This window comes from Faecalibacterium sp. 9 (genome assembly GCF_048320955.1).
GTDB classification, from domain to species: Bacteria; Bacillota; Clostridia; order Oscillospirales; family Ruminococcaceae; genus Faecalibacterium; species Faecalibacterium wellingii.
In genome coordinates, this window is the sequence record NZ_JBLWGB010000001.1 from 1226001 (window position 1) to 1249220 (window position 23220).

A 23220-nucleotide genomic window follows, 5' to 3' on the forward strand; every position below is an offset into this window, starting at 1 on the left:
CGTTTTGACAAGAGAAAGGAACCAGACTATGAACCACACTTTCAACATCCAGCTGTTTGCCGAGAACCTGAACACCACCGCGACCATGTCGCAGGAAATGAAGACCTTCTATGAGAAGCGTCTCATCGATCAGGCAGAGCCGCGTCTGGTGCACGACCAGTTTGCGGACTACTACCCGGTGCCCCAGAACGGCGGCAAGACCATCGAGTTCCGCAAGTATGACAGCCTGCCCAAGGCGTCCACTCCGCTGACCGAGGGCGTGACCCCCAATGGCCAGACCCTGAACGTGACCACCATCACCAGCGACCTGCACCAGTACGGCGGCTGGACCCCGCTGACCGATGTACTGCAGATGACTGCCATCGACAACAATGTGGTGCAGGCTACCCGCGTTCTGGCAAGTCAGGCGGGCCGCACCATGGACAGCATCACCCGCGATGTGCTGGCAGGCGGCACCAACGTCATCTATGCGCCCAAGCTGGCGGCAGACGGTGCCGAGACTGCTGTGACCAGCCGCAAGGCGCTGGACAAGACCTGCACCCTGACCCCGAAGCTGTTCTTCCAGGCGGCGGCACAGCTGGGTGCCATGAATGCGGACCCCATCGGCGACAGCTACATCGCCATCATCCACCCCTATGCCGCCTACGACCTCAAGACCAGCAAGGAGTTCATTGAGGTGCACAAGTACGCCGACCCGGACACCATGTTCCGTGGCGAGATCGGCAAGCTGGGCAATATCCGCTTCATCGAGACCAGCGAGGCCAAGATCTGGAAGGATGACACCTGCCCCACCGGTCTGGCTGTGTTCGGCACGCTGGTGCTGGGTGCCCATGCCTACGGTGTCACCGAGCTGGAGGGCGGCGGTCTGGAGCACATCGTCAAGCAGCTGGGCTACGGCGACGACCCGCTGAACCAGCGTGCTTCCGTGGGCTGGAAGGGCATGCGTGCGGCAGAGCGTCTGGTGGAGCAGTACATGGTGCGCATCGAGAGCGCGTCCAGCTATTCCGCTTCGGCTGCTGCCAACTGAGGAGGTGTGAACCATGGCTGAAAAGAAAAATGTGCGTATCCGGCTGTTCAAGGACAACAGCCGCTACAAGGGCGACCTGTTCGTCAGCGTCAACGGCGTGAACTATAAGATCCGCCGGGGCGTGGAGGTGGAAGTGCCGCCCGAGGTGGCTGAGGTTTTGGAGCACAGTCAGATGCAGGACGAGCTGACCGCCGCCCGCATCGCGGCAGCGGAAAACGCCGCACAGTAATCTGAAGAAAGGAAGCCCGGCTGGGAGCAGCTGCCCGGCCGGGCTTTTTCAGAAAAGGAGTGAGATCTATGACTGTAGGACAGGCGCTGGAGCGCGCCGAAGAGCTGCGCCCGGGCAGCCGCATTGCACTGTCCACCCGGCAGGCGTGGCTGCGGGAGGCAGATGCCATGCTGCGGGAACGCTTTTTCAAACACAGCATCACGGATGCCTACGACGATGTGGGCGCAGACCTTGCGTGGGACGACAGCCTGCAGGATGAGGATGTCCTGCTGGCTCCGGCACCCTTTGACGCAATGTATCCCCACTATCTGTGTGCCATGACCGATGCGGCCCTTGGGGAGACCGACCGCTATGCCGGGGAACAGGCGCAGTACAACAGCATTCTGGCCGACCTTGCGGCGTGGCTGCGGCGCACCTATCCGCCGCTGACCGCCGTTCAGTGGCGCTGGTAAGGAGGTGGTGGATATGGTCCTTGCAAACCGGACAAAGCTTGCAAACAGCCGCAGCCTCGTGCGGGTGTTCGGCGGGCTGAACGAGACCTACGCCTGCTCGGAAGCAGAGTACAGCGCGGGTGTGAATTTTTCGGCAAGGGATTTTCCCGCCCTGAGCACCCGCAAGCCCCGCCGGAAGCTGCACGCACTGACCGGCCTGAACGGCATGTACCACCTGAACGGTCTGCTGACCATCTGCGGGAAGGACATCATTTATACCCCGGACGCTGCCGGGGCCGACACGGTGGGCTGCACGAATGCAGTATCCGACAGCCGCAAGGCGCTGGTAGGCATCGGCACGAAGATCCTGATCTTTCCGGATAAGCTGGCCTTTGATACGGCAGACGGCAGCGTTTCTGCTCTGGGCGCAGTATGGAAGGCAGAGGGCCAGAGCGTGCAGTTTACGCCCTGTGATGCCGCAGGCAAGACCTATCAGCCAGACAGCTATGGCAGGGAGGAACCGGAAAAGCCTGCGGATGGGCAGCTGTTTTTAAAGGTGGAGGATGAGGAGCACCCGTGGAGCAGCACCGGCACGCTGGAGGTGTACAGCGCATCCTCCGGCAACTGGACGGCAGTGCCGCTGGACTATTGCCGCATCACGGCAGCAGGCGCACAGAAGCTGTTTGCCCAGTGGGACACCGTGACGGTGTCGGGCACGGCGGCGCAGCAGGCCGGGATGTGGGAAGAACTGAACGGCGATCTGGTGGTGTATGATCTGCTGGAAAACGGCCTGCGGGTGAAGGTGACACCGAAGGGAGAATGCTTTTACGGCACACTGGTGCAGGGCGCGGACAGTGCCCGGTGGACCAGTCTGGACGGCAAAGAGACCCGTAGCTTTGCGGTGAGCACGCCGGTGCGGATGGAACGCCGCGTGCCGGATCTGGATTACATCACCGAGTGTGACAACCGGGTGTGGGGCTGCAGCAGCAAGGAAAACGTGATCTATGCCTGTAAGCTGGGCGACCCCACCAACTGGTTCTCCTACCGGGGCATTGCAGCGGACAGCTATGCCGTCACGGTGGGCAGCGACGGGGCGTTTACCGGAGCGGCTACCTGCATGGGTTATGCGCTGTTTTTTAAGGAAAACACCCTGCACAAGCTCTACGGCTCCAAGCCCTCGGACTTTCAGCTCACATCTCTGCGCTGCAGGGGTGTGGCTAAAAACGCGGCCCGCAGCCTGTGCGTGCTGAATGAGACGCTGTATTATCTTTCGCCGGACGGTGTGATGGCATGGGACGGCAGCATCCCCACCAAGGTGTCCGGTGTGCTGGATTCGGGACGCCTTTCCAATGTACAGAGCGCAGTGGGTGGCGCGTTGGATGGCCGATATTACCTGCACATTGCCCGCGCGGCAGCGGGGGAAGGTGTGGCAAGGCTGCTGGTCTATGATACGGAACGTGCGCTCTGGAGCGAGGAGGATGTCTGCTCCTACGAAATGACCAGCACCGGCGGACAGCTTTACCTGTGGGACGGCCAGGCCCTGTGGGCCGCAGACCCCAGCCGCGAGACCGACTGGCAGAGCACGGACGGCGTGGAGGAAAAGCTGAACTTTGAACTGGTCACGGGAGACATTGGTCTGGACGGTGCAGAGGACCGGTATCTTTCCCGGCTGACGCTGCGGCTGGATGCCGAATGTGGCAGCACGGTGACGGTGGCGGCAAGCTATGACGGAGGCCCCTGGGAAACGGTGGCAGAGCTGGCGGCGCAGAATGTGCGCCGGAGCTACGATATGCCGTTCGTTCCCCGGCGGCACGGTACGTTGCGGCTGCGCCTGAAGGGCAGGGGACAGATCACCCTGCGCAGCATTGCAAAAACGGTGGCCGCTGCCAAAGGCGGCATTACAGGCGGGGAGGTGTGAAAAATGGCAAGCGTAATGGGCATCAATAAGATCGGTCTGCCCAAGCTCAGTGAGAACATGGACCCGGAGGACGCCCGCGCACTGCGCAGCTACCTGTACCAGCTGCAGGAACAGCTGCAATATGTGCTGAGCAATCTGGATACCGAAAACATGTCAGAGGAACTGCGTACCAGACTGCAGGATCTGTAAGAAAAGGAGTTTTTATGGCAAACAAAAAGAAACAGGACGAAGCGCTTGCTGCGGTGCAGGCACAGACGGAGGAAAATGGTCTGTCGGCGGCGCAGAGCGGTTATTCGGCTGCGGGACTGGGCAGCCGCTCGGAGGTGGAAAATGCACTGGCAAATGCCAGCTATAAGCCCAGTCAGACGGTGACGAGTGCAGAGAATGCCCTGAAGGAATGGCAGACGAACCGCCCCGACGACTACGAGAGCCGCTATCAGGACAAGATCGATCAGCTTCTGGGCCAGCTGCTGCAGCGCGGGAGCTTCCAGTACAGCTACACCAAAGACCCGCTCTACCGTCAGTACGAGCAGAACTATCTGCAGAACGCCCATAACGCCAGTGCGGATGCTGCGGCACAGGCGGCAGCACTGACCGGAGGCTACGGCTCCAGCTATGCCGCAAGTGTGGCGCAGCAGGCATACCAGCAGCAGATCGGCGCGCTGAGCAGTGCCATCCCTACGCTGTACAGTCTGGCGCTGGACACCTATACCAGCGGCGGCAACGAGCTGGTGAGCCAGCTGGATCAGCTGAACAGCAGTGAGCAGGACGCGCAGCAGCTGTACAACGACCGGCTGTCGGACTACTACACCCAGCTGCGGCAGAAGGGCGAAGCCTACAACAATGCATATGCGCAGGACTACGGACAGTATCAGGACTACCTGAACCAGCTGGGCACGCTGCACGACTACTACAGCGCACAGGAACAGCAGCAGGCAGCACGGCGCCAGCAGGCGTTCAACAATGTGGTGACTGTACTGGGCGTACTGGGCGATGCGGTGCAGATCGCCCTCAGCGGCACCACGGGTCTGGGTTCCATGGTCAGCGGACTGCTGAACACCGGCTACAACATCTATTCCGGCAACCGCCAGTACGAGGCAGACCGTGCCGACACCCAGTGGAACCAGCAGCTGCAGGAGCGGCAGTATCAGGACAGCCTGAAGCAGCAGCTCTATGAAAATGAGGCCAGCGAGCGGGAATATCAGGACAAGCTCAATCAGCAGAAATTCAACAACGATATCACCAGCCAGAAGCTGAACATTGCAATGAGCGAGTGGAACCTGAAAAAGAACAATGCGGCCCAGAAGGCCAGCCGGGCAGGCAGTGCGGCATCCGGCAGCACGGGTAGCGGCAGCTCTTCCGGTACGGCCAACCGCAGCACGAGCAGCGCCACCCGTCTGGGCAGCGACACCTCTCGGAACGTGACGGTGCCCTACATGGCGATGCTGATGCGCAGTCAGGGCAAAAATGATACCAGCATCAGCAGTGCGCTGCGCAGGGATGGCTATTCCAGTGCAGAGATCGCGCAGATCCTGCAGCAGATGAAGCGCTGACTGCAATAAAGAAAAAGCGCTGAACAAAAAAAGCATGTGCAGACCCCGGGAAACCACAGTTTTCCAAAGGGCCTGCACATGCTTTTTTTAGCAGAAAATATTGGCGCGGGGCTGAGTCCCACTGGGCACCCCGCTAAATAAAAAATCCGCCGATGCAAAGCATCAGCACAGCATTTGTCTTGGTAGACATTCCTACTGATTGGGACCCGCGGGCTAGTCAAAGCCATACTATGGCTTTGACTGCGTCGTTGCGCGCCGCCGCCCTGTTCGAGTCCCACTGGGTACCCCACCAACAAAAAAAGTCCGCTGTGTTAAACAGCGGACTTTTTGGTGGGGTGCCCAGTGGGACTCGAACCCACGGTCTCCAGATCCACAATCTGGCGCGTTAACCGACTACGCTATGGGCACCACATAGATGCGCCCGAAGGGACTCGAACCCCCGGCCCACTGCTTAGAAGGCAGTTGCTCTATCCACCTGAGCTACGGGCGCACGTTGTTATCCCATTGGGTTCCTTTATGGTGGCAGCTGTGTGTCGGCACACGCTGCGAGAAGTATAATACCATATGGCCCCCATTCTGTCAAGCATAAAATGCAAAATTCTTTTTTCTTTTTTCAAAACCTGCCAGACCCGGCCTTTACAGCAGCCACATGCCCGCATAGCCCAACGCAAAACCCAGCACGGCTCCGCCGACGACATCCCGGATGTGATGCACACCGGTCAGCACCCGGCCGATGCAGATGAGCACGGTGATGCCCACCATCGCCCAGCCGGCTTTCGGGTAGAAGTACATCCACACCATGGCCAGCACGGCGGCGCTCAGCGCATGACGGGAGGGAAAGGAGTGTCCCTTTGTTTCCTTGCGGCGCAAGGGCTCAAAGCCGGGCTGCTCATAGGGGCGGGGCAGATTGAGCTTATCGCGCAGGATGGTGCCGCCCCAGAAGGTGAACCCCGGTACGAACACCGCGCGCGCAATGGTCACCATAAAGTCCAGAGCAGCCTGACTGCCCAGCAGATGGAACAGCCGGATATTCAGCAGGCAGAGCAGCACGGGGTAGCATACAAAAGGGATGAGCGGCAGCCAGCGGTCCAGCGCCACCACACAGCGGCTGACAGCGGGGTGGGCATCCATCCAGCTGTGCAGGGCGTGATAATGTTCTGCAGTCAAAACAGATCCCTCCGCATCAGGTCGGAATTTTTACAACAGGCAACAGGTCAAAAGCAGGTATCCAGATAGTTTTCCACATCAAAGGGTTCAGGGGTGGAATCCTTGCGCAGATACAGCGGATGATGGGGATGTCCCTTTTTGCTGCGCCGGCCAAAGGTGACCCATGGGATCTCCCTTTCCCGGGTCAGGGCGACCATTTCCCGCATCAGGCCGGGCAGGTAGTCCCGCTTTTCGATCAGGGTGCCCCATGCCGCCCACATGGTGGGTTCGGTCTGGGCCAGAACTGCCCGGAGCCAGCGCAGATTTTCGTCACACAGGGCACGGTCCGGCACGCGATCCATATCATTTGGGTCGGTGGCGCGCTGGGGATATACATTGAACATGATCCAGCTGTCAAAGCCGTTGGCGGCGGCAAGACGCTCCACACTTTTCAGGGTAGGGTCCAGTGCGCCGGGCTGTGCGGTGCTGGGGTTGATGCCGATGCACACCAGCGGGTGCCGGCCCACACGGCCCAGCACATAGCGGTAGGGCTGGTATGTATGGGGTTCGTAATACCAGATGCCGCCGGGATATTCGTCGGCCTTGAGAACGGGGATCTGTTCGGTCTGCATGGGTGAGCTGCTCCTATCATCAATTACTTTCTATTATCGTACCTGAAAGTGCAGGATAAATCAACTCTTTTGTGCGGAAAATCCTCCCATAAAATCAAATTTCATGGTATACTGAAGCAGGACGCTGCGGCAGCTGGCTGCAGCGCATTGCAGCTGAAAAAAAGGAGCAACTATGCTGGAAGATTACAAGAACGCACTGAAGAGCGGCCAGCGTGCTTACCGCGCCTGCGTGGCGCGCGGCCAGTCGCCGTATCTGGCGGTGCTGGACGATATTCTGGTCAATGTGAACATTGTGGCGCAGGAGCCGCTGGGCCTTGTGGAGATCCCGGCGGAAAGCATCGTCGGCACAAAGACCAGCGGCCGTCACACCGCCTTTGCACCGAACTTTATGCCCCTGCTGGAGCCGGACACCGAGTTTGCAGGCAAGTGGTCGAACCTCTGTGATGCGCATTTGGACGAGGGCATCCACACCCCCATCATCGCCTACGAGTTCCTGAACAAATTCTATGTCCAGGAAGGCAACAAGCGGGTATCGGTGCTCAAGTATTTTGATGCGGTCAGGATCGCGGGCACGGTCACGCGGCTCGTCCCGGAACGGAACGACAGTCTGGAAAACCGTATCTACTACGAATTTTTGGATTTTTATAAGCTCTCCAAGGTCAACGATGTGCATTTCTCCCGTCTGGGGGGTTACGCAAAACTGCAGACGCTGGTGTGCAAGGCCAGCGGAGAAAGCTGGACGGATGATGATCGGCTGAGCTTTTCCTCCTTCTATACTATGTTCCGCCAGCAGTTTCTGGCTCTGGGCGGCGGCGGACTGAATCTGACTGCCGGCGATGCCATGCTGGTGTATCTGTCGGTCTACCGTTACGCGGACGCCTGCGAGAGCACGCCCAGCCAGATGAAGCAGAATCTGGAAAAGCTGTGGGATGAGGTGAAGGTGCTCACCGAGCCGCAGGCCGTGGCCCTTTCGCTGGAGCCGAAGCAGGGCCCCGGCGAACCGCTGCTGGCAAAGCTGAACATCTTTACAAAGCCCAGCGAGCTGAAGGTGGTGTTCCTGCACGAGCACAACGCCGAAAACAGCGCATGGGTGCGCGCCCACGACAAGGGCATCGAAGCGCTGCAACAGGCGTTCCCGGACCGGGTATTCATCACCCGCAAAGAGAACATCGAGCCCGAGGTGGACGCGGAGCAGGTGCTGGAGGATGTGGCCCACGACAATGCCGATGTGGTGTTCACTTCGAGTGCCCGGATGCATACCGCCTGCCTGAAGGTGGCGGCTCAGCACCCCAAGACCCGCATCCTGAACTGCTCGCTCAACGCGCCGCATCCGCTGGTGCGCACCTACTATCCCCGCACGTATGAAGTGACCTATCTGCTGGGAATGCTGGCCGGCGTGATGGCAAGGACTGACCGCGTGGGTTATGTGGCGGCAAACCCGGTGTATGGCATCCCGGCGGCGGTAAATGCCTTTGCGCAGGGCCTGAAGACCGTGCGCCCGGAGGCAAAAGTGGTGCTGCGCTGGGCCTGCCTGCAGGACCCGGCGCACCCGCTGGATTTCTCCGACCGGCAGGATGTGGAGATCTTCTATGCCCGTGATAACCGCGAGCCGGAAGGCACCCACCGGGATTACGGCCTTGTGCGCCGGATGCCGGACGGCAGTTTGCAGCCGCTGGGCCTGCCCGTGTGGCGGTGGGATACGTTTTATATCGAGATCGTGCGTTCCATTTTTGACGGTGCATGGGACAGCGATGCTGCCGGTGCCCGGGCGGTGAATTACTGGTGGGGCATGCGCAGCGGTGCAGAGGAGATCGATTACAGCAAAGACCTGCCCGCAGGCACCCTGCAGCTGCTGGATCTGATGGAAAAGATGCTGCACGAGGATGATCTGCGCATCTTCCCGGAAGATCTGTTCGCGCAGGGGCATGTGCTGCACTCGCCGGAAGCCACCCTCTACAGCCCCAAGGAGCTGATGGAAATGGACTGGCTGGACGAATGCGTGGAAGGCGGACTGCCCCACTACGATGAGCTGGATGTCAAAACCCATACGCTGATGTCCATCAACGGCCTCAACACCCTGAAAGGATTTGTAAAATAAGCGGCCCGCGGCCGAGAGAGAATGGAGCAAACCTGAAGTGAAAATTCTTGCAATTTCGGATGTGCCCTCTAAAGCGCTGTGGGATTACGGTACCCGGGAACATCTGGAGGGGATCGACCTGATCCTTTCCTGCGGAGACCTGCCGCAGAAGTATCTGGAATACCTTACAAACTTTACAGCAGCCCCTATTTTATATGTCCACGGCAACCACGACGGCAGCTACCGCGAAAATGAGCCCGGAGGCTGCATCTGTGTGGACGACAGCGTTTATGTGTGGAAGGGCCTGCGCATCATGGGGCTGGGCGGCAGCATCCGCTACAACAACCGGGAGGACAGCTTTCAGTATACGGAACGGGAAATGCGCCGCCGTGCGCACAAGCTCTCGCGCAGGGCTCATCAGGTGGGCGGCATCGATCTGCTGCTGACCCATTCGCCGGCAGCGGGTCTGAATGATGATACAGACCGCGCCCACAAGGGGTTTGAATGCTTCAACGATCTGATGGACGAATACGAGCCGCAGTGGTTCGTGCACGGGCATGTGCACCTGAACTATGATGCCAAGCTGCCGCGCGTGTGCACCCGCGGCGGGACGACGGTCATCAATGCCACGGAGCGCTATGTGTTTGAGATCCCGGACCCGGACCCTGAGATCCGGAATCGCCCGTTCTGGAAAAAGTGGTTTGGGGTGTAATACATCACAAAAAAGCAGCCCTGCATCGTGATGGTGCAGGGCTGCTTTTGCAATTGAAATGGAGCCATTTGTGGGAACGGAAGGCCCGCAACGGAACAGGTGCGGAGTGCATCGCCGCAGGCCGGAAAAAGCAAGGTGAAAATTATAGCTCCAGCTTGCCGGAAACTTTATTGATGACGTAGTAGGCGGCACCTTCCTCAGGCTTGATATAGACCTTGCAGGACTGCACGCCCACCTTGTGGGTGGCACGGTAATCGGCCTTGGCGCGGTCGATGATATCGGTCACGTTGTACTGCTTGCCGCTGAACTCCACGTACAGCTCCGGTGCAAGCGGGGGACGGCCGCGGCGTGCAGAGGCCTTGGCGGATTTGCGGGTCTTGGTCTCCTTCGTCTCCTTGGCCTCAGCGGCAGGAGCTTCCACAGCAGGAGCAGCCGCTGCGGTCTTTTTCTTTTCGGGCATAGATGAACCCCTCCTTGATCGTATTTGGATGCTGCACAATGGGTTGCGCAGCATTGGCTCCATGAAATATATTACTTATATAATATGTTTTTGGAAATGGTTTGTAAAGTCTTTTTTGCAAAAAACTTTCGGAAAAAGGCAGGAAATCGGGAAACAAACTGTCCGGAATGCTTTTTGCGGACGCAGTGCCGTGCAAATGCCGCCAAAGCACAGAAAAAGGCAGACTTTTCACAGCACTTCCGAGAAAGCCGAAAAGTACAAACCTTTCGGGTTAAAAACGCGGTTTCCGGGTGCTGATTTACTCCCGGCAAAGCTTTTGCGCGTGCTGCACTACGGGCAGAAGAAGCTCCGCATCCCAGTCCTCTGCAAGGGTGAACAGCAGCTGATAAACGGCGGTCTGCGCCTGCCCTTGCGGGCGCTTTTGGGCCAGCGCGAATGCGGCGGAAAGCATTTGCAGTTTGAGGGTGCGGATCGTTTCCGGTGCAGCCCACAGGCGGGCAAGGTCGTAATCGTTCGTGTTGCCGCAGGGCATGGCGCAGGAGGCACAGCCCGGGGCAACGCGGTGCTTTTCGGTGCGTACGACCTCCAGCATCCGGTGCAGCTTTTCCTCCGGGGCATCCGGCTGTGCGGCAAGACGCAGACCGGCGTTCAGCACCTCGTCGGTGTCGTCCGTTTTTGGCTCGCTGGTGGTGGCCCGGGCAAGCCCCACGAGGGCACCGAGAAGGGCATCTCTTGCCTGCTGGGCAGGGGTGACAGGCGCTTTTAAAAGTTCAGGCATGGCACAGTTCCTTTCAATGGTTCTTTCTGCGGAAAGTATAGCCGATTTTAACGGTATTTACAAGATGAATTGAGCCGATGCTGTTTGCGGTTACGACCCTTTCCGTAAAAATGCAATACCGGACAGACCGCAGTCTGTCCGGTATTGCTCTAATAATTTCCGCTAAAGATGCTCAGAGCGGAGCTTTTAAAATCATGCTCTGCTCAGATCAGGCCCGGCACTTCTTTTGCCAGCAGCTCCGCCAGCTGTGCGTGACCCTTGCGGGTCAGATGCATGAAGTCCACCTGATTGAACTCGCAGTCCTTTGCGTCCAGGAAGTGCACGCCCTGCCGCTCGCAGATGATGCGGAGCTGCCCGGCTACACCGGCGGATTTTTCCACACAGCCATCACCCATCACGGCATCGTGGAAGCCTGCACCGATGGGAGGAGGTGCCACCACCAGAATGTTGGGCTGCTTGGTGCCCCAGCAGTCCACGCTCTTGGCTTTGAGGATCAGCCGCTCCATGCCCGCAGCGATGCAGGCGGCGTTGGCACCAAAGCGCTCCTTGACGTCATTCGTGCCCAGCATGATGATAAGCAGGTCGATGACCTCATGGCTCTTGAGCAGGGCATAGATGACGCTGAGGGCATCCATGGATTCGTGGATGGGGTCCACAAACACGGTGGTGCGGCCGGAAAGGCCCTCTTCCGTCACAAGATATTCCTCGCCCAGTGCCTTCTGCAGGCGGCAGGTCCAGCGCTCCTCTTCATTGAAGCGGATGCCGTGGTCGGCGCAGTCGTTGGGGTCGGCACAGTAGCCGTGGGTGTTGGAATCACCCAGACAGAGGATATGTGTTTTCATATACAATTACTCCTTTTCCATGGTCTGTCGGAAGTAGTACACTGCGCCCACCATACCGGCGTCGTTGTGCAGCTGAGCGGCACGCACTTCCAGCCCCTCTGCAAAGGCGGGCATGACCGATGCTTTCACCTTTGCGGCAATGGGGTCGATCAGCAGTTTCTGCTGCGCGCTCACGCCGCCGCCGATCAGGATGAGCTGCGGGTTGAAGATGTGCACCATGCCGGCAAGGCCCTGTGCGATCTCGTCCGTCCATGCATCCAGCAGAGCAAGAACTGTTTCGTCGCCTGCTTCTGCAGCAGCAAAGATGGCGCGGCCATCCTTCCATGCCGGGTCTTTTTCCTGTGCGGCGCGCACCAGCGCGGTGGTGGCGGCGTAGCGTTCCCAGCAGCCCTTTGCGCCGCAGGTGCAGTCCACACCGTCCAGCGCGTGGGTGCGGTAGTGGCCCAGCTCACCGCCAAGGCCCCGCGCGCCCTCCAGCAGACGGCCTCCGGTCAGGATGCCGCCGCCCACGCCGGTGCCCAGTGTCACGCCGATGACGTCCGTACAGCCCTGTGCGGCGCCGACCCACACTTCACCCAGCGTCATGCAGTTGGCGTCGTTGGCCACTGTGACGGGCAGGCCGAAGTCCTCTTCCAGCGCAGCTTTGATAGGACTGCCGATGTAGTTGGGAAAATTGCCGCAGGTACCGGCCACGATGCCCTTGCGGCTGTCGATCTGACCGGTGGCCGAAACGCCGATGCCCGCAAGACTTTCCACCGGGATGGAATTTGCGGTCAAAAACTCCTTTGCGGCCCTGCGCACGGTGGTGAGAACAGGCGTCTGGTAGCCGTCAAAACTGACGCTCTCTTCGCCCTTGAGCAGCACCCTGCCGGTCTCGTCCACGATGCCCAGCTTGACGGCAGTGCCGCCGATATCAATGCCAAAATACTGTTTCATCCGGCACACTCCATTTTACTTTTTTGCAGCGTTGATGGCACCGGTAAAGCGGGCCGTGATCTCTGCCGGGCGGGTGATGGCACCGCCCACCACCAGTGCGAATGCACCGGCTTCCAGCGCCTTGACCGCCTGCTCCGGGTAGTGGATGTGGCCCTCGGCAATGACCTTTGCCGGGCACTCTGCGGCCAGCTTATGGACAAAATCAAAGTCGATATCGTCAATGCCCTTGGTCTCCGGGGTGTAGCCGCGCATGGTGGTGCCCACAAAGTCGGCACCGGCTTCGGCGCAGGCCATGGCGTTCTCAAAGTTGTCGCAGTCGGCCATGACCAGCTGGTCGGGGTACTTTGCCTTGATGGCGCGGATGAACTGAGCGGAGGTGGAGCCGTCCGGGCGCAGGGCACCGGTGCCCTGCACGGCAAGAATGTCCACCCCGCAGGCCACCAGCTCGTCCACTTCCTTCATGGTGACGGTGATGTACATGGGCGTGCCGGGGTAGTCCTTTTTGATGATGCCGATGACAGGCAGGTCCACCACCTGCTTGATTTGGGTGATGTCCCGCACGGTGTTGGCGCGGATGCCCACAGCGCCGCTCATGGCGGCGGCTTTTGCCATCAGCGGCATCACGCCGCCCTCTTTCGTGTACAGGGGCTCGGTCTCCAGTGCCTGACAGGAGACGATCAGACCGCCCTTGATCTGAGCAAACAGCTTTTCCTTATCCATCGTTCAATCCTCCATCCGAATCTTTACAACAGCCTTGCGCACGCCCACACAGCCGTGCTGTACAAGGCCGGGTTTGTGCAGCTCTGTGGGGAAGAACAGCACAAAGCGTCCCTCACCCAGTGCACCGGTCACGACACTGGCGCTGTCCTGAAAACCGCAGTCGCCGGTAAAATCGCCGATCTCCCTGCCGGGGTTCGTGGTAAAGCCCCAGCCCTCGCTGCCGGTGATGTCGAGCTGCAGGTCAGCATACTTTTTGTGATATTCCGGGTGGTAGCCATCGTCCGAATGGAGCGTGGCATCCATCGTGTTGATAAAAACTTCCTCGCCATCCACCTCGGTGCGGCCCAGCGGCAGGCTGGCAGGATCGTGGGTCAGCAGGTAATCAATGGCCGTGTCGAGATTTTTGCAAAGGCCCTTGTAGCGCGTCAGGTGCTGCAGGGTATCACAGATCATAAAACGTCCCTCCAAAAACAAGCGCCCGCTCTCCCCTCTGAAAAGAGACGGAGAGGGGCGCTGCTTCAATTTTACAGTTTTGCGATGGCAGCTTCGATCATGGCCTGTGCTTCGGCCACGATGGCTTCATCTTCCGGGATCAGGCCGGGCATCGGCTCACGCACGCCGCCCAGCTCCAGACCGTACATCCGGCGCAGGATCTCCTTCTGCACGGCGTACAGGTTGCCGTGGGCTTCGCACATTTTGTAGATGATGCGGTCGGCCTCGTACTGGATCTCCTGAGCCTGCTTGATCTCGCCCTTGTTGATGTGATCGTTCATGGCCAGATACAGCTCGGGCATGACGGCGTAGGTGCCGCCGATGCCGCCGTCTGCGCCGATGACGCGGCCGGAAACGAACTGCTCATCGGGACCGTTGAACACCACAAAATTCCCCTCGCCGCGGGCGGCGATACCGGCATCCTTGAACATCTGGATGTCCTGGGTGGGCATAGAGCTGTTCTTCACTGCGATCACGTTGGGGTTCTTCAGCATTTCCTTCAGCAGGCTCATGGTCAGGCCGGTGCCTGCCAGCTGCGGGATGTTGTAGATGACGAACTCGGTGTTGGGAGCAGCAGCGGACATATCGTTCCAGTACTTTGCAATGGCGTACTCCGGCAGGTGGAAGTAGATGGGGGGAATGGATGCAATGGCGTCCACACCCACGCTCTCGGCATGGCGGGCCAGCTCCACGCTGTCGGCGGTATTGTTGCAGCCGACATGGGCGATGACGGTCAGCTTGCCCTTGGCTTCGCTCATCACGGCTTCCAGAACGGCCTTGCGCTCATCCACATGCTGGTAGATGCACTCGCCGGAGGAGCCGCCCACATACACGCCCTTGACGCCCTTGGCGATCAGATGGCGGGTGAGGGCCTTGACGCCCTCGGTAGAAATATTGCCCTCTGCGTCGTAGCAGGCGTAAAAGGCGGGGATGACACCCTGATATTTTTTGATATCTTTCATGTTCCAAACCCTTCTTTACAAATAGTAATAAATACAGATGAAATGGTTTTGCATCAAGCTCGTGAGCTTTCGATTACGGGCAGCGGCATCAGCGCTCTCTTGCGGTGCCCTGCATCCGCTTCGGCCCTTGGTGAGGGCCTTGCGTCTTGCAGACCGCTGCGCCAAAAATTTCTCCCTGTTTCGGCCACCGGCCGCGGTCGGGATTTTAGCCTTTGACAGCACCCATTGCGATGCCTTTGGTAAAGTACTTCTGGAAAATGAGGAAGATGATGATGATAGGCACAGCAGCCAGTGCGGCACCTGCCATGATCAGGCCAAAGTCGGTGCTGTTCTCTGCCTGCAGCTTTGCAATGCCCAGAGAAATGGTCAGGTTGCTGGTGCTGGACAGCATGATCAACTGCATGAAGTAGTCGTTCCAGCTGTTGATGAAGGTGAAGATGGCCAGTGCACCGATGCCCGGCTTGACCATGGGCAGCACGATGTCGATAAAGGTCTTGGCCTCGCTTGCGCCGTCGATGCGGGCCGCTTCCAGCATCTCAGTGGGGATGCCCTCACTGAACTGCTTCATCAGGAACACGCCAAAGGGCCAGCCCACGATGGGGAAGATGACGGCCCAGATGGTGTTGTACAGGTTCAAAGAGCTCATTTCGCGCAGCAGGGGGATCAGGATGACCTGCTTGGGCAGAGCCATTGCACACACGATAAGGGTGAACAGCAGCTTGCGGCCTACAAAGCGCTTTTTTGCCAGTGCATAGCCGGCCATGGCGGCGGTGATGCAGGTGAGGATCATGGACATGACGGCCATGAACACGGTGTTGATCATCCAGCGGATGGCAGCGGGAGCGGTGGGGCCTACCGAGAAGTAGATGGGCTCGCCGTTAGCGCTGAACTTGGAGCCAAAGGGCACAGCCAGCTGCCACAGCGGGGCGCTCTTGCCGGAGAACAGCTTCTGATAGTTGGTCAGCACCCACTGGCTGGGCCACCATTCGGGGGTGGTGGCGTTGATGGCGGCACCGGTCTTGAAGGAACCGGTGATGATCCAGTACAGCGGGAAGGCGAACAGCACCGCAACGATGCTGATGAGGATCAGCGTCAGGATCATGTAGGCGCTCATCTTCTTGAGCTTACTGGGGTGACGCTTCAACGGTTTTTGCTTTTTTGCAGCGGCATTTGCACTCATTGTCCGGCACCTCCTTTAATTATCCTGGTTGCCCAGCTTGAACTGAACAGCCGACAGAATGGCGATGATGACTGCCAGCACCACACCCATTGCGTTGCCGTAGCCGTAGCGGTACAGCTTGAAGGCGGTGTAGTAGATGTAGTACATGATGGTATCGGTGCTGTGGTTGGGGCCGCCGGAAGTCAGCAGCTGGATCAGCGCAAAGCACTGGAAGGAGTTGATGGTAGTAATGACCAGAATGTACAGGGTGGTGGGCATGATGGCGGGCCACTTGATCTTCCAGAAGCACTGGAAATCGGTGGCACCATCCACTTCTGCGGCTTCCACGATGGACTGGTCCACATTGCCCAGAGCGGAAACGTACAGCACGATGGGCTGGCCCACAGAGGTGGTGAGCAGGATCAGGATGATGCAGCCCAGAGCAAAGCGCTCATCACCCAGCCAGTTGATGTTCTTGTCAATGAGGCCCAGCGTCTTGCCCAGATAGTTGAAGATGCCGTAGTAGTTGTTGTACATCCACTTCCACACCACGGTAACAGCCACGGAGCCAGTGACGACGGGCAGGTAGAACACGCAGCGGAAGAGGCTGGTGGCCCACTCGGGCAGGTCTACGATGGCAGAGGAGACCCACAGCGAGAAGGCGCAGGTGACGGGCACCGACACCACCACGATGATGAAGGTGTTCTTTAAGGCACCCAGAAAGATGGGGTCTGTGAACAGTTCCTTATAGTTTGCAAGCCCTACAAAGATATCGGCGCGGTTCATGGTGGAATCGAAGAAACTGGTCACCACGCACAGCACCATGGGATAGATGACGAAGCCCAGGAAGAAGATCAGGCTGGGCAGCAGGAAACAGTAGGAGGCAAAGGTTTCGCGCCGTACCAGCGCACTGCTGCGCTTGGGCTCTTTGATCGCCGTTTTTGCAGCCAAAAGAATCACCGTTCCTTTCCGGTCGAGATGTTATTTTGCATTTTTTACAAATAAAGCCCCTCCCTCGTCGGGATCTTCGAGGAAGGGGCGAAGAATCAGTAATTATCTGCCCCCGGCAGAGTGGATGGGCTTATGCCTGAGCAGCTGCGTTTGCGTTATCAACAAAGGTCTTGACGGCAGATTCAACGTCCTCACCGGAACCGACGCGCTGCAGCATGTTCCACCACTCGGTACGAGCAGTTGCCCAGCCCGGAGTGATCTGGTAGTAGTCGCCCAGATAAGCCATGAACTTGCTGTACTCGCTCATGATCTCGTTGTCGGCGTAGATATCGCCCACGCTGGTACGAACCGGGAAGTAGGTGGAAGCCAGCACGCTGTCCTTGACCTGATCGGGGTCGGCCGCGATGAAGTCGATGAAGGTCTTGGCTGCTTCGATCTTGGCCTCGTCGCCGTTATCAAAGATGCCGAAGCCCCAGATGCCGCCGCACAGCTTCGGGTCGCCGCTTTCGGTGGGGAAGGCCATGGGGAAGATCTCGTCGCCATCGTTGGTCAGACCGGCGTCGTTGTTGTCGCTGTTGGCCTGCTGTGCAATGTTCCAGCAGAAAGCCATCTGCAGGGTGCCGTTGCGGAACAGGGTGATCTCGTCGCCGCCTGCGATGGAAGCGTCAAAGTTGATGCCCTTGGTGTCGTGCAGGGTCTGGATAGCCTTGATGTTCTCGGCGGAGTCGGCAGTGTACTTGGTGTGGGCTGCATCGGTAAAGGTGCCGCCGTACATGTTGTTGATGATGGCGCGGGTGCCCTGGTCGCCGCCCTGACCTGCGCAGTAGATGGCTGCAACGTTCTCATAACCGCCGTTGTACAGGGCGTCAACGGTCTTCAGGAAGCCGTCGGTGCTCCAGGTGTGCTTGTCGGTATCGATGTACTGGTCAGCGCCCACTTCCTTGACCTTGGTCATGTTCACGGCCATGCAGTGTGCGGTCATGCACAGGGGGTACTCGTAGTAGTTGCCGGCGGTATCCTTGCAGGCAGACTCAACGGACTCGTAGATGTCCTTCTTGGCATCGTCGGTCCACAGGTCGTTCAGCGGAGCCATGACGCCCTTTGCGCCCCAGTTTGCAACCAGACGCTCGGGACCTTCCATGATCAGGTCGGGTGCGCTGCCGCCCTCGATGGCGGTGTTCACCTGATCGTCGCCGTTGGTGTAGTCCAGATACTCCACAGTGACCTTGATGTCAGGATACTTGGCGTTGAAGCTGGAAACGAGGTTCTGAACGGTCTCGTCATTGCCCCAGCCGCCGATGGGGTATGTCCACAGCTTGATGCTGGTGGAGGAAGCGGCTGCGCCTGCAGCGGAGCTTGCGGGTGCAGAAGAAGCAGTGGTGGTAGAGCTGGAAGAACCGCCGCAGGCGGCCAGAGCGCCGGCTGCTCCCAGAATGCCAGCGGCCTTCAGGAACGAACGGCGGGAAATGCAGTTTTTCATAGTAGTTTCTCCTTCGCATTCAAGATGCTTCACGTTGATGGCGGCCTGCCGTGCCAGCGGCCGCTCTTGATGGCTCCATTATAGAAAAATATTTTCATTTTGTCCATTCACGGGTTTCATAAATTTTCAGAACAGCAATATGCATGATGCACAAAAATGTGGGATATATGATAAAATGCAAAGAAAAACTCCCTTTACTCTCCTGAATTTATTACAAAATGGTACAAACCCATCACTTCTGTGGTGAAAAAGAATTTCCAAACAAAAATGTAAAATTGAAAAGGTTTTTCACAAAATGGCCTGTTTTTCCATCAAAACTGTGTGCTCTGCACAGAACTGCAGGCCAAAATGTGGGCAATGCGTCTCTTGCGAAGCGGGGGTGATTCTTTTATACTTTTTATAGAAGGTGAATGAAACGGTCGGCAACGGTTCCGGGTCTGTGGACTGTTGCGCCGGAAAAGAGGAAAAAGAAAAAATGGCAACGAATTTTTGGGAGCTGCTGCAGCAGCATCAAGGCGACCTGACAAAATCGGGCCGCACCGTGGCAGAGTACCTCCTGCAGCATGCGGGGGAAGCGCAGTACCTGTCCATTTCCTCATTGGCAAAGGAATGCTGCGTGGCAGAGGCCACCGTATTCCGTTTCTGCCGGGCGCTGGGGTTTGAGGGCTACCACGAAATGCGCATTGCGCTGGCACAGGCCAATGCCACCGGTGCGCTGGTCAACCAGCGTGTGCCGGAACCGGACGCCGACACGGCCACCCTGTGTGAGCACGCCAGTGCCCTGCTGATGACCACCATCAACGGCACACAGAATGCGCTCTCACCGGAAGCGGTGGACAGGGCCTCGGAGCTGCTGCGCAAGGCGCGGCAGGTGTACTGTCTGGGTCAGGGCGGAAGCATGCTGATCGCCAACGATATCTGCGCACGGTTCGCCTGCATTTCCACCAAGTTCCGCACGGCGGGCGACAGCCATCTGCAGCTGGTCACGGCCAGCCTGATGACGCCGGAGGATGTGGTGCTGTTCGTCTCCTATTCCGGTGCTACCCGGGATATGCTGGAGACCCTGCGCACAGCCAAGGCAGCAGGCGCAAAGATCATCCTGCTGACCCATTACGAGGACTCGCCCGGTGCAAAGCTGGCAGATGTCGTGCTGCTGTGCGGTGCACAGGAAAGCCCGCTGGACTCCGGCAACATCCCCATCAAGGTGGCACTGCTGTACGTGGCAGAAGTGCTTGTGCTGCGCTACACCATGGATGACCCCCAGAACGTCATGGATGCACAGGACCGCACCAGCGAAGCGCTGGCGGTGAAGATGCTGTAAGAGAAGGGCCGACCGATCCGCAGCTCTCCCGGAAAAAACAAATGATCCGAACCGTTTACTCCATAAAGGGAATCTGGTTCGGATCATTCTGGTTTATCGAGTGCCGATGGTGGGGGTCGAACCCACACGGTATTGCTACCAATAGATTTTGAGTTTTTATACTCATCTTCCATCTGGTGCCATCCAGTGATATCTGGCGATATCTAGTTCCCGGCGCAAAAAATGTTTTTTAGCGCATCTGCGCTATGTTTTCGCCCAAACTTACGACTTTTCGATTGTTTTTCCCTCTATCCCGGTTTTTCAATTTGGAACGTCCAAAAGAAAATTGGAGGGATATTTAGGAGGGATGCAGAGCTAAACGCCCCTCTGCTTAGGCACAAAATGAAAGGAAAGTCAAGGATGATGAATAAAATTCAAGCAAAAGAACTTTACGAGAAAATGTTTGCAAACTATCCCGATGTTCTTACCGTGGAGGATGCAACAAAATTATTAGGCTTCAAAAGCCAGACTGCCGTGATACGGCGGGTGCATCAGCACAGGATTCGCTGCCTGAAAGTTGGCCGATCTTTCATGATTCCTAAAGAATATCTCATCGATTATCTTTTGGATGACTAATCATATCGAATATTGTACCGCACAGCACACTACTTTTTCAACAAAAATAGTGTGCTGTTTTTATTTACTCCCAAAAGATAGGAGGTCTTATTTTGAACATTAAAAAGGACACACCGTTGAAAAATCAGCATGACCCTTGATTACTTCTATGGACAGGCCGGAGAACTTTTCTCATTCTACCGCATCCCCAAAGCACTGTTTCAGGAACCACGATTCCAGAACTTGTCAACCGATGCCAAAACACTGTACGGTATTCTGCTCGACCGCATGAGCCTGTCTGCTAAAAATGGCTGGCTGGACGAGCAGGGCCTGGTGTTCATCATCTTCACGATTGAGGATGTCAAGAGGGCGTTGTGTTGCGCAGACAACAAAGCGACCAAGCTGCTGCGGGAACTTGAAGAATTTGGTTTGATTGAACGAAAACGCAGAGGTTTGGGCAAGCCAAGTTTGGTGTATGTGAAAAACTTTTCGGCAGAATCGTCAAAATCAATATTCCAGAATCGTGATTTTCACGATTCTGGAGGCTTCAAAAGCGCAAGTCAAGACCCTGCAAAATCACGATGTAATAAGACTGATGAAAATAATACTGAAAAGAGTGAAACTTATCCTTTCTATTCGGAAGAAGAGGATGGGATGAGCAAACGCGAACAACTGGAAGAATATTTTTCACAGTCTTTGGAGGTGGACACTCTGCTCCGGCTCTGCCCGGACGATGAGGACACCCTCTATCAGATCGTAGATTTGCTGGTGGACACCTGCGCCACCAATCGCAAGATGCTGCGCATTGCTGGGGACGATAAGCCCGCCGAAGTCGTGCGCAGCCGCTTTATGAAGCTGAACGCCGACCACATCCAATTTGTGTTGAAGTGCCTTGCAGAGAACAGCAGCCCGATCCGAAACATGAAACAATATCTGCTCGCTTCTCTGTACAACGCACCGACCACGATGCAGCTGACCTATCAAAATCGAACGAACCATGACTTTGCGCACGGTTCCCAAAGGGGGTGATTTTATCGCAAAGAAATGTACCACGACTGCCATTGTCAACCAGAAAGGCGGCACCGGCAAGACCACGACCTGCGAAAATTTGGGCATCGGCCTTGCTGCCGAGGGCAAAAAAGTTCTGCTAGTGGATGCTGACCCGCAGGGCAGCTTGACCATCAGCATGGGTTGGCAGCAGCCCGATGAGCTGCCCACTACCCTTTCCACCCTGATGGCAAAAGCCATGAACGACCAGAGTATTCTGCCCGGTGAAGGTGTCCTGCACCATGATGAAGGGGTTGATCTGATTCCTGCCAACATCGAGCTGGCAGGTCTGGAAGTATCCCTTGTCAATACCATGAACCGGGAGAAGATGCTGAAGCAGGTGCTGGAAAGCGCAAAACGCGAGTACGACTATATCCTGATTGACTGCACTCCTTCCCTCGGTATGTTGACGGTCAATGCCTTAGCTGCGGCAGATACGACATTGATTCCGGTGCAGGCGCAGTATCTTCCGGTTAAAGGTTTGGAGCAACTGCTCCAGACCGTCCAGAAAGTCAGGCGACAGATAAACCCTCACTTAAAAATCGAGGGCATCCTGCTGACCATGACAGACAGCCGCACCACTTACGACAAGCAAATCAGTAATCTGATCCGCCAAGCCTATGGCGGAAAAATCAAGGTATTTGAGCCAACCATTCCACGCTCTGTCCGTGCTGCTGAAATCAGCACGACCGGCGAAAGCATTTTCACCTATGACCCAAAGGGTAAAGTAGCGGAAGCCTATCAATCTCTGACGAAGGAGGTGCTGGCCGATGCCGAAAAGCAGCTTAAACGTGTCACTGAAAGCAGCAGATGACATCTTCTCCACCGAAGAATCCCGGCAGGAGGAAAAGTGGGAGCAGGTGCAACAAATTCCCCTTGCAGAACTGTTTCCGTTCAAGAACCATCCTTTTAAGGTGCTGGACGATGAATCCATGCAGCGCACTGTGGAAAGCGTTGAACAGTACGGAGTACTTTCGCCGCTTATTGCCCGGCCCCGACCAGAGGGTGGTTATGAAATCATCTCCGGCCACCGCCGCCAGCACGCTGCTCAGCTTGCCGGGCTGGACACACTTCCTGTCATTGTCCGAGAAATGGATGATGATGCCGCCATCCTGCTCATGGTGGACAGCAATCTCCAGCGCGAGAGCATTTTGCCCAGCGAAAGGGCTTTTGCGTACAAGATGAAGTTGGAAGCCATGAAAAGAACTAGCGGTAGACCGTCAAAAGAAAATGTGTCCCAAATTGGGACACAAAAACGTTCCGACCAAATCATGGCCGAAGAACTTGGTGAAAGTCGCAATCAGATTCAACGTTTCATCCGTCTGACCAATCTTATCCCGGAACTACTTGACATAGTAGATGAAAAGAAAATTTCGTTCAATCCCGCTGTGGAATTGTCCTATCTGGACGAAGCCCAACAGCGGGATTTTTTAGAAGCCATGAACGATACGCAGAACTTCCCATCACTCTCACAGGCACAGCGGCTTAAAAAGCTGGCACAGGAAGGACATTTCTCGTATGACGTTGCCTTTGCTGTGATGGGCGAGCCGAAAAAAGACGAACTGGATAAGGTGATTATCAAAAATGACACCTTGCGGAAATACTTTCCCCGTAACTACACGCCAAAGCAGATGGAAGATACCATCATCATGCTGCTGGAACGCTGGCAGCGCAAACAGCAGCGTGAGAACGAACGCTGACCATACCGTACTGAAAGACCCGATTGGGTCTTTTTCTTTTGCAAATAAAGGAG

Annotated in this window: 25 protein-coding genes and 2 tRNA genes; 13 read left to right on the forward strand and 14 right to left on the reverse strand. The window is 57.1% G+C overall.

Translation table 11 applies throughout. The features are described 5' to 3' along the window. Window positions 1-28: 28 nt before the first annotated feature. The 6 genes from ACKXF9_RS05800 (at window position 29) to ACKXF9_RS05825 (ending at window position 5158) form a co-directional block, all read left to right on the forward strand. Entirely contained in the window at window positions 29-1027 is a 999-nt protein-coding gene (locus ACKXF9_RS05800) for a N4-gp56 family major capsid protein (RefSeq protein WP_249238131.1), read from the forward strand. 13 nt (window positions 1028-1040) lie between these two features. Then, complete coding sequence (locus ACKXF9_RS05805; RefSeq protein ID WP_097775085.1) at window positions 1041-1256, forward strand: hypothetical protein; 216 nt, start codon at window positions 1041-1043, stop codon at window positions 1254-1256. A gap of 68 nt (window positions 1257-1324) precedes the next feature. Further along, window positions 1325-1708, forward strand: a complete 384-nt coding sequence (locus ACKXF9_RS05810; protein ID WP_418265565.1) for a hypothetical protein — start codon at window positions 1325-1327, stop codon at window positions 1706-1708. A gap of 13 nt (window positions 1709-1721) precedes the next feature. Next, window positions 1722-3605, forward strand: a complete 1884-nt coding sequence (locus tag ACKXF9_RS05815) for a hypothetical protein (protein ID WP_418265566.1) — start codon at window positions 1722-1724, stop codon at window positions 3603-3605. A gap of 3 nt (window positions 3606-3608) precedes the next feature. Continuing rightward, window positions 3609-3794, forward strand: coding sequence for a hypothetical protein (locus tag ACKXF9_RS05820; protein WP_249238134.1), 186 nt, complete (start codon window positions 3609-3611; stop codon window positions 3792-3794). Window positions 3795-3808: 14 nt separating this feature from the next. Continuing rightward, the gene (locus ACKXF9_RS05825; protein WP_418265567.1) at window positions 3809-5158 is read left to right on the forward strand and encodes a cell envelope biogenesis protein TolA; all 1350 of its coding nucleotides are present in this window, start codon (window positions 3809-3811) and stop codon (window positions 5156-5158) included. Between the two features lie 331 nt (window positions 5159-5489). Here the strand turns inward: ACKXF9_RS05825 and ACKXF9_RS05830 are convergent. The 4 genes from ACKXF9_RS05830 to ACKXF9_RS05845 form a co-directional block, all read right to left on the reverse strand. Next, window positions 5490-5566: transfer RNA gene (locus ACKXF9_RS05830), tRNA-His, on the reverse strand. A gap of 8 nt (window positions 5567-5574) precedes the next feature. Beyond that, window positions 5575-5648 (reverse strand) — tRNA-Arg (locus ACKXF9_RS05835). 146 nt (window positions 5649-5794) lie between these two features. Continuing rightward, window positions 5795-6325: a phosphatase PAP2 family protein gene (locus tag ACKXF9_RS05840; RefSeq protein ID WP_339395345.1), complete on the reverse strand. Its 531-nt coding sequence runs from the start codon at window positions 6323-6325 to the stop codon at window positions 5795-5797. Window positions 6326-6372: 47 nt separating this feature from the next. Beyond that, window positions 6373-6936: a DUF1643 domain-containing protein gene (locus ACKXF9_RS05845; protein ID WP_249238137.1), complete on the reverse strand. Its 564-nt coding sequence runs from the start codon at window positions 6934-6936 to the stop codon at window positions 6373-6375. 172 nt (window positions 6937-7108) lie between these two features. On the opposite strand from ACKXF9_RS05845, the gene ACKXF9_RS05850 reads away from it, so the two are divergent. Continuing rightward, window positions 7109-9034 (forward strand): BMP family ABC transporter substrate-binding protein, encoded by a 1926-nt coding sequence (locus ACKXF9_RS05850; protein ID WP_418265568.1) that lies wholly within the window; start codon window positions 7109-7111, stop codon window positions 9032-9034. Between the two features lie 37 nt (window positions 9035-9071). Then, on the forward strand, window positions 9072-9725 hold the full coding sequence (locus ACKXF9_RS05855) for a metallophosphoesterase family protein (RefSeq protein WP_418265569.1): 654 nt from the start codon (window positions 9072-9074) through the stop codon (window positions 9723-9725). Window positions 9726-9867: 142 nt separating this feature from the next. Here ACKXF9_RS05855 and ACKXF9_RS05860 read toward each other — a convergent pair whose 3' ends face one another. The 10 genes from ACKXF9_RS05860 to ACKXF9_RS05905 all read right to left on the reverse strand — a co-directional run bounded on the left by ACKXF9_RS05860 (window position 9868) and on the right by ACKXF9_RS05905 (window position 18505). After that, complete coding sequence (locus ACKXF9_RS05860) at window positions 9868-10185, reverse strand: DUF6465 family protein (RefSeq protein ID WP_249238140.1); 318 nt, start codon at window positions 10183-10185, stop codon at window positions 9868-9870. A gap of 298 nt (window positions 10186-10483) precedes the next feature. Continuing rightward, complete coding sequence (locus tag ACKXF9_RS05865; protein WP_418265570.1) at window positions 10484-10963, reverse strand: hypothetical protein; 480 nt, start codon at window positions 10961-10963, stop codon at window positions 10484-10486. Window positions 10964-11166: 203 nt separating this feature from the next. Beyond that, window positions 11167-11805, reverse strand: coding sequence for a GDSL-type esterase/lipase family protein (locus ACKXF9_RS05870; RefSeq protein ID WP_249238142.1), 639 nt, complete (start codon window positions 11803-11805; stop codon window positions 11167-11169). A gap of 6 nt (window positions 11806-11811) precedes the next feature. Beyond that, on the reverse strand, window positions 11812-12741 hold the full coding sequence (locus ACKXF9_RS05875) for an ROK family protein (protein ID WP_418265571.1): 930 nt from the start codon (window positions 12739-12741) through the stop codon (window positions 11812-11814). Window positions 12742-12756: 15 nt separating this feature from the next. Next, on the reverse strand, window positions 12757-13461 hold the full coding sequence (locus ACKXF9_RS05880) for an N-acetylmannosamine-6-phosphate 2-epimerase (RefSeq protein ID WP_097776405.1): 705 nt from the start codon (window positions 13459-13461) through the stop codon (window positions 12757-12759). Window positions 13462-13464: 3 nt separating this feature from the next. Further along, complete coding sequence (locus ACKXF9_RS05885; RefSeq protein ID WP_249238144.1) at window positions 13465-13914, reverse strand: YhcH/YjgK/YiaL family protein; 450 nt, start codon at window positions 13912-13914, stop codon at window positions 13465-13467. A 71-nt stretch (window positions 13915-13985) separates the two neighbouring features. Next, window positions 13986-14915, reverse strand: coding sequence for a dihydrodipicolinate synthase family protein (locus ACKXF9_RS05890; protein ID WP_418265572.1), 930 nt, complete (start codon window positions 14913-14915; stop codon window positions 13986-13988). A 205-nt stretch (window positions 14916-15120) separates the two neighbouring features. After that, window positions 15121-16095 carry a carbohydrate ABC transporter permease gene (locus ACKXF9_RS05895; protein WP_154256055.1) on the reverse strand — a complete coding sequence of 325 codons (975 nt, stop codon included), beginning with the start codon at window positions 16093-16095 and terminating at the stop codon, window positions 15121-15123. A gap of 15 nt (window positions 16096-16110) precedes the next feature. Beyond that, entirely contained in the window at window positions 16111-17034 is a 924-nt protein-coding gene (locus ACKXF9_RS05900; protein ID WP_005944588.1) for a carbohydrate ABC transporter permease, read from the reverse strand. A 121-nt stretch (window positions 17035-17155) separates the two neighbouring features. Then, complete coding sequence (locus ACKXF9_RS05905; RefSeq protein WP_339395338.1) at window positions 17156-18505, reverse strand: ABC transporter substrate-binding protein; 1350 nt, start codon at window positions 18503-18505, stop codon at window positions 17156-17158. Window positions 18506-18980: 475 nt separating this feature from the next. Here ACKXF9_RS05905 and ACKXF9_RS05910 point away from each other — a divergent pair, with 475 nt between their 5' ends. The 5 genes from ACKXF9_RS05910 to ACKXF9_RS05930 all read left to right on the forward strand — a co-directional run bounded on the left by ACKXF9_RS05910 (window position 18981) and on the right by ACKXF9_RS05930 (window position 23167). Next, a complete protein-coding gene (locus tag ACKXF9_RS05910) occupies window positions 18981-19826 on the forward strand; it encodes a MurR/RpiR family transcriptional regulator (RefSeq protein WP_339395337.1) in 846 nt (281 codons plus the stop codon). A gap of 381 nt (window positions 19827-20207) precedes the next feature. After that, a complete protein-coding gene (locus ACKXF9_RS05915) occupies window positions 20208-20441 on the forward strand; it encodes a helix-turn-helix domain-containing protein (RefSeq protein WP_418265573.1) in 234 nt (77 codons plus the stop codon). A gap of 129 nt (window positions 20442-20570) precedes the next feature. Next, a complete protein-coding gene (locus ACKXF9_RS05920; RefSeq protein WP_120020528.1) occupies window positions 20571-21449 on the forward strand; it encodes a DUF6017 domain-containing protein in 879 nt (292 codons plus the stop codon). Next, on the forward strand, window positions 21418-22281 hold the full coding sequence (locus tag ACKXF9_RS05925; RefSeq protein ID WP_418265574.1) for a ParA family protein: 864 nt from the start codon (window positions 21418-21420) through the stop codon (window positions 22279-22281). Before ACKXF9_RS05920 ends, ACKXF9_RS05925 begins: the two co-directional genes overlap by 32 nt. After that, window positions 22238-23167 carry a ParB/RepB/Spo0J family partition protein gene (locus ACKXF9_RS05930; protein ID WP_120020530.1) on the forward strand — a complete coding sequence of 310 codons (930 nt, stop codon included), beginning with the start codon at window positions 22238-22240 and terminating at the stop codon, window positions 23165-23167. The genes ACKXF9_RS05925 and ACKXF9_RS05930 overlap by 44 nt, the downstream gene beginning before the upstream one ends. Window positions 23168-23220 lie beyond the last annotated feature (53 nt).

Excerpts from the sequence above, each read along its gene's own strand:
- ACKXF9_RS05915 (WP_418265573.1), top strand. The coding sequence starts at position 20,208 with ATGAAAGGAAAGTCAAGGATGATGAATAAAATTCAAGCAAAAGAACTT.
- ACKXF9_RS05920 (WP_120020528.1), top strand. The coding sequence starts at position 20,571 with ATGACCCTTGATTACTTCTATGGACAGGCCGGAGAACTTTTCTCATTC.
- ACKXF9_RS05885 (WP_249238144.1), bottom strand. The coding sequence starts at position 13,914 with ATGATCTGTGATACCCTGCAGCACCTGACGCGCTACAAGGGCCTTTGC.
- ACKXF9_RS05930 (WP_120020530.1), top strand. The coding sequence starts at position 22,238 with ATGCCGAAAAGCAGCTTAAACGTGTCACTGAAAGCAGCAGATGACATC.
- ACKXF9_RS05860 (WP_249238140.1), bottom strand. The coding sequence starts at position 10,185 with ATGCCCGAAAAGAAAAAGACCGCAGCGGCTGCTCCTGCTGTGGAAGCT.
- ACKXF9_RS05895 (WP_154256055.1), bottom strand. The coding sequence starts at position 16,095 with ATGAGTGCAAATGCCGCTGCAAAAAAGCAAAAACCGTTGAAGCGTCAC.
- ACKXF9_RS05800 (WP_249238131.1), top strand. The coding sequence starts at position 29 with ATGAACCACACTTTCAACATCCAGCTGTTTGCCGAGAACCTGAACACC.
- ACKXF9_RS05890 (WP_418265572.1), bottom strand. The coding sequence starts at position 14,915 with ATGAAAGATATCAAAAAATATCAGGGTGTCATCCCCGCCTTTTACGCC.
- ACKXF9_RS05880 (WP_097776405.1), bottom strand. The coding sequence starts at position 13,461 with ATGGATAAGGAAAAGCTGTTTGCTCAGATCAAGGGCGGTCTGATCGTC.
- ACKXF9_RS05850 (WP_418265568.1), top strand. The coding sequence starts at position 7,109 with ATGCTGGAAGATTACAAGAACGCACTGAAGAGCGGCCAGCGTGCTTAC.
- ACKXF9_RS05870 (WP_249238142.1), bottom strand. The coding sequence starts at position 11,805 with ATGAAAACACATATCCTCTGTCTGGGTGATTCCAACACCCACGGCTAC.
- ACKXF9_RS05815 (WP_418265566.1), top strand. The coding sequence starts at position 1,722 with ATGGTCCTTGCAAACCGGACAAAGCTTGCAAACAGCCGCAGCCTCGTG.
- ACKXF9_RS05925 (WP_418265574.1), top strand. The coding sequence starts at position 21,418 with ATGACTTTGCGCACGGTTCCCAAAGGGGGTGATTTTATCGCAAAGAAA.
- ACKXF9_RS05825 (WP_418265567.1), top strand. The coding sequence starts at position 3,809 with ATGGCAAACAAAAAGAAACAGGACGAAGCGCTTGCTGCGGTGCAGGCA.
- ACKXF9_RS05845 (WP_249238137.1), bottom strand. The coding sequence starts at position 6,936 with ATGCAGACCGAACAGATCCCCGTTCTCAAGGCCGACGAATATCCCGGC.
- ACKXF9_RS05910 (WP_339395337.1), top strand. The coding sequence starts at position 18,981 with ATGGCAACGAATTTTTGGGAGCTGCTGCAGCAGCATCAAGGCGACCTG.
- ACKXF9_RS05905 (WP_339395338.1), bottom strand. The coding sequence starts at position 18,505 with ATGAAAAACTGCATTTCCCGCCGTTCGTTCCTGAAGGCCGCTGGCATT.
- ACKXF9_RS05865 (WP_418265570.1), bottom strand. The coding sequence starts at position 10,963 with ATGCCTGAACTTTTAAAAGCGCCTGTCACCCCTGCCCAGCAGGCAAGA.
- ACKXF9_RS05820 (WP_249238134.1), top strand. The coding sequence starts at position 3,609 with ATGGCAAGCGTAATGGGCATCAATAAGATCGGTCTGCCCAAGCTCAGT.
- ACKXF9_RS05810 (WP_418265565.1), top strand. The coding sequence starts at position 1,325 with ATGACTGTAGGACAGGCGCTGGAGCGCGCCGAAGAGCTGCGCCCGGGC.
- ACKXF9_RS05805 (WP_097775085.1), top strand. The coding sequence starts at position 1,041 with ATGGCTGAAAAGAAAAATGTGCGTATCCGGCTGTTCAAGGACAACAGC.
- ACKXF9_RS05875 (WP_418265571.1), bottom strand. The coding sequence starts at position 12,741 with ATGAAACAGTATTTTGGCATTGATATCGGCGGCACTGCCGTCAAGCTG.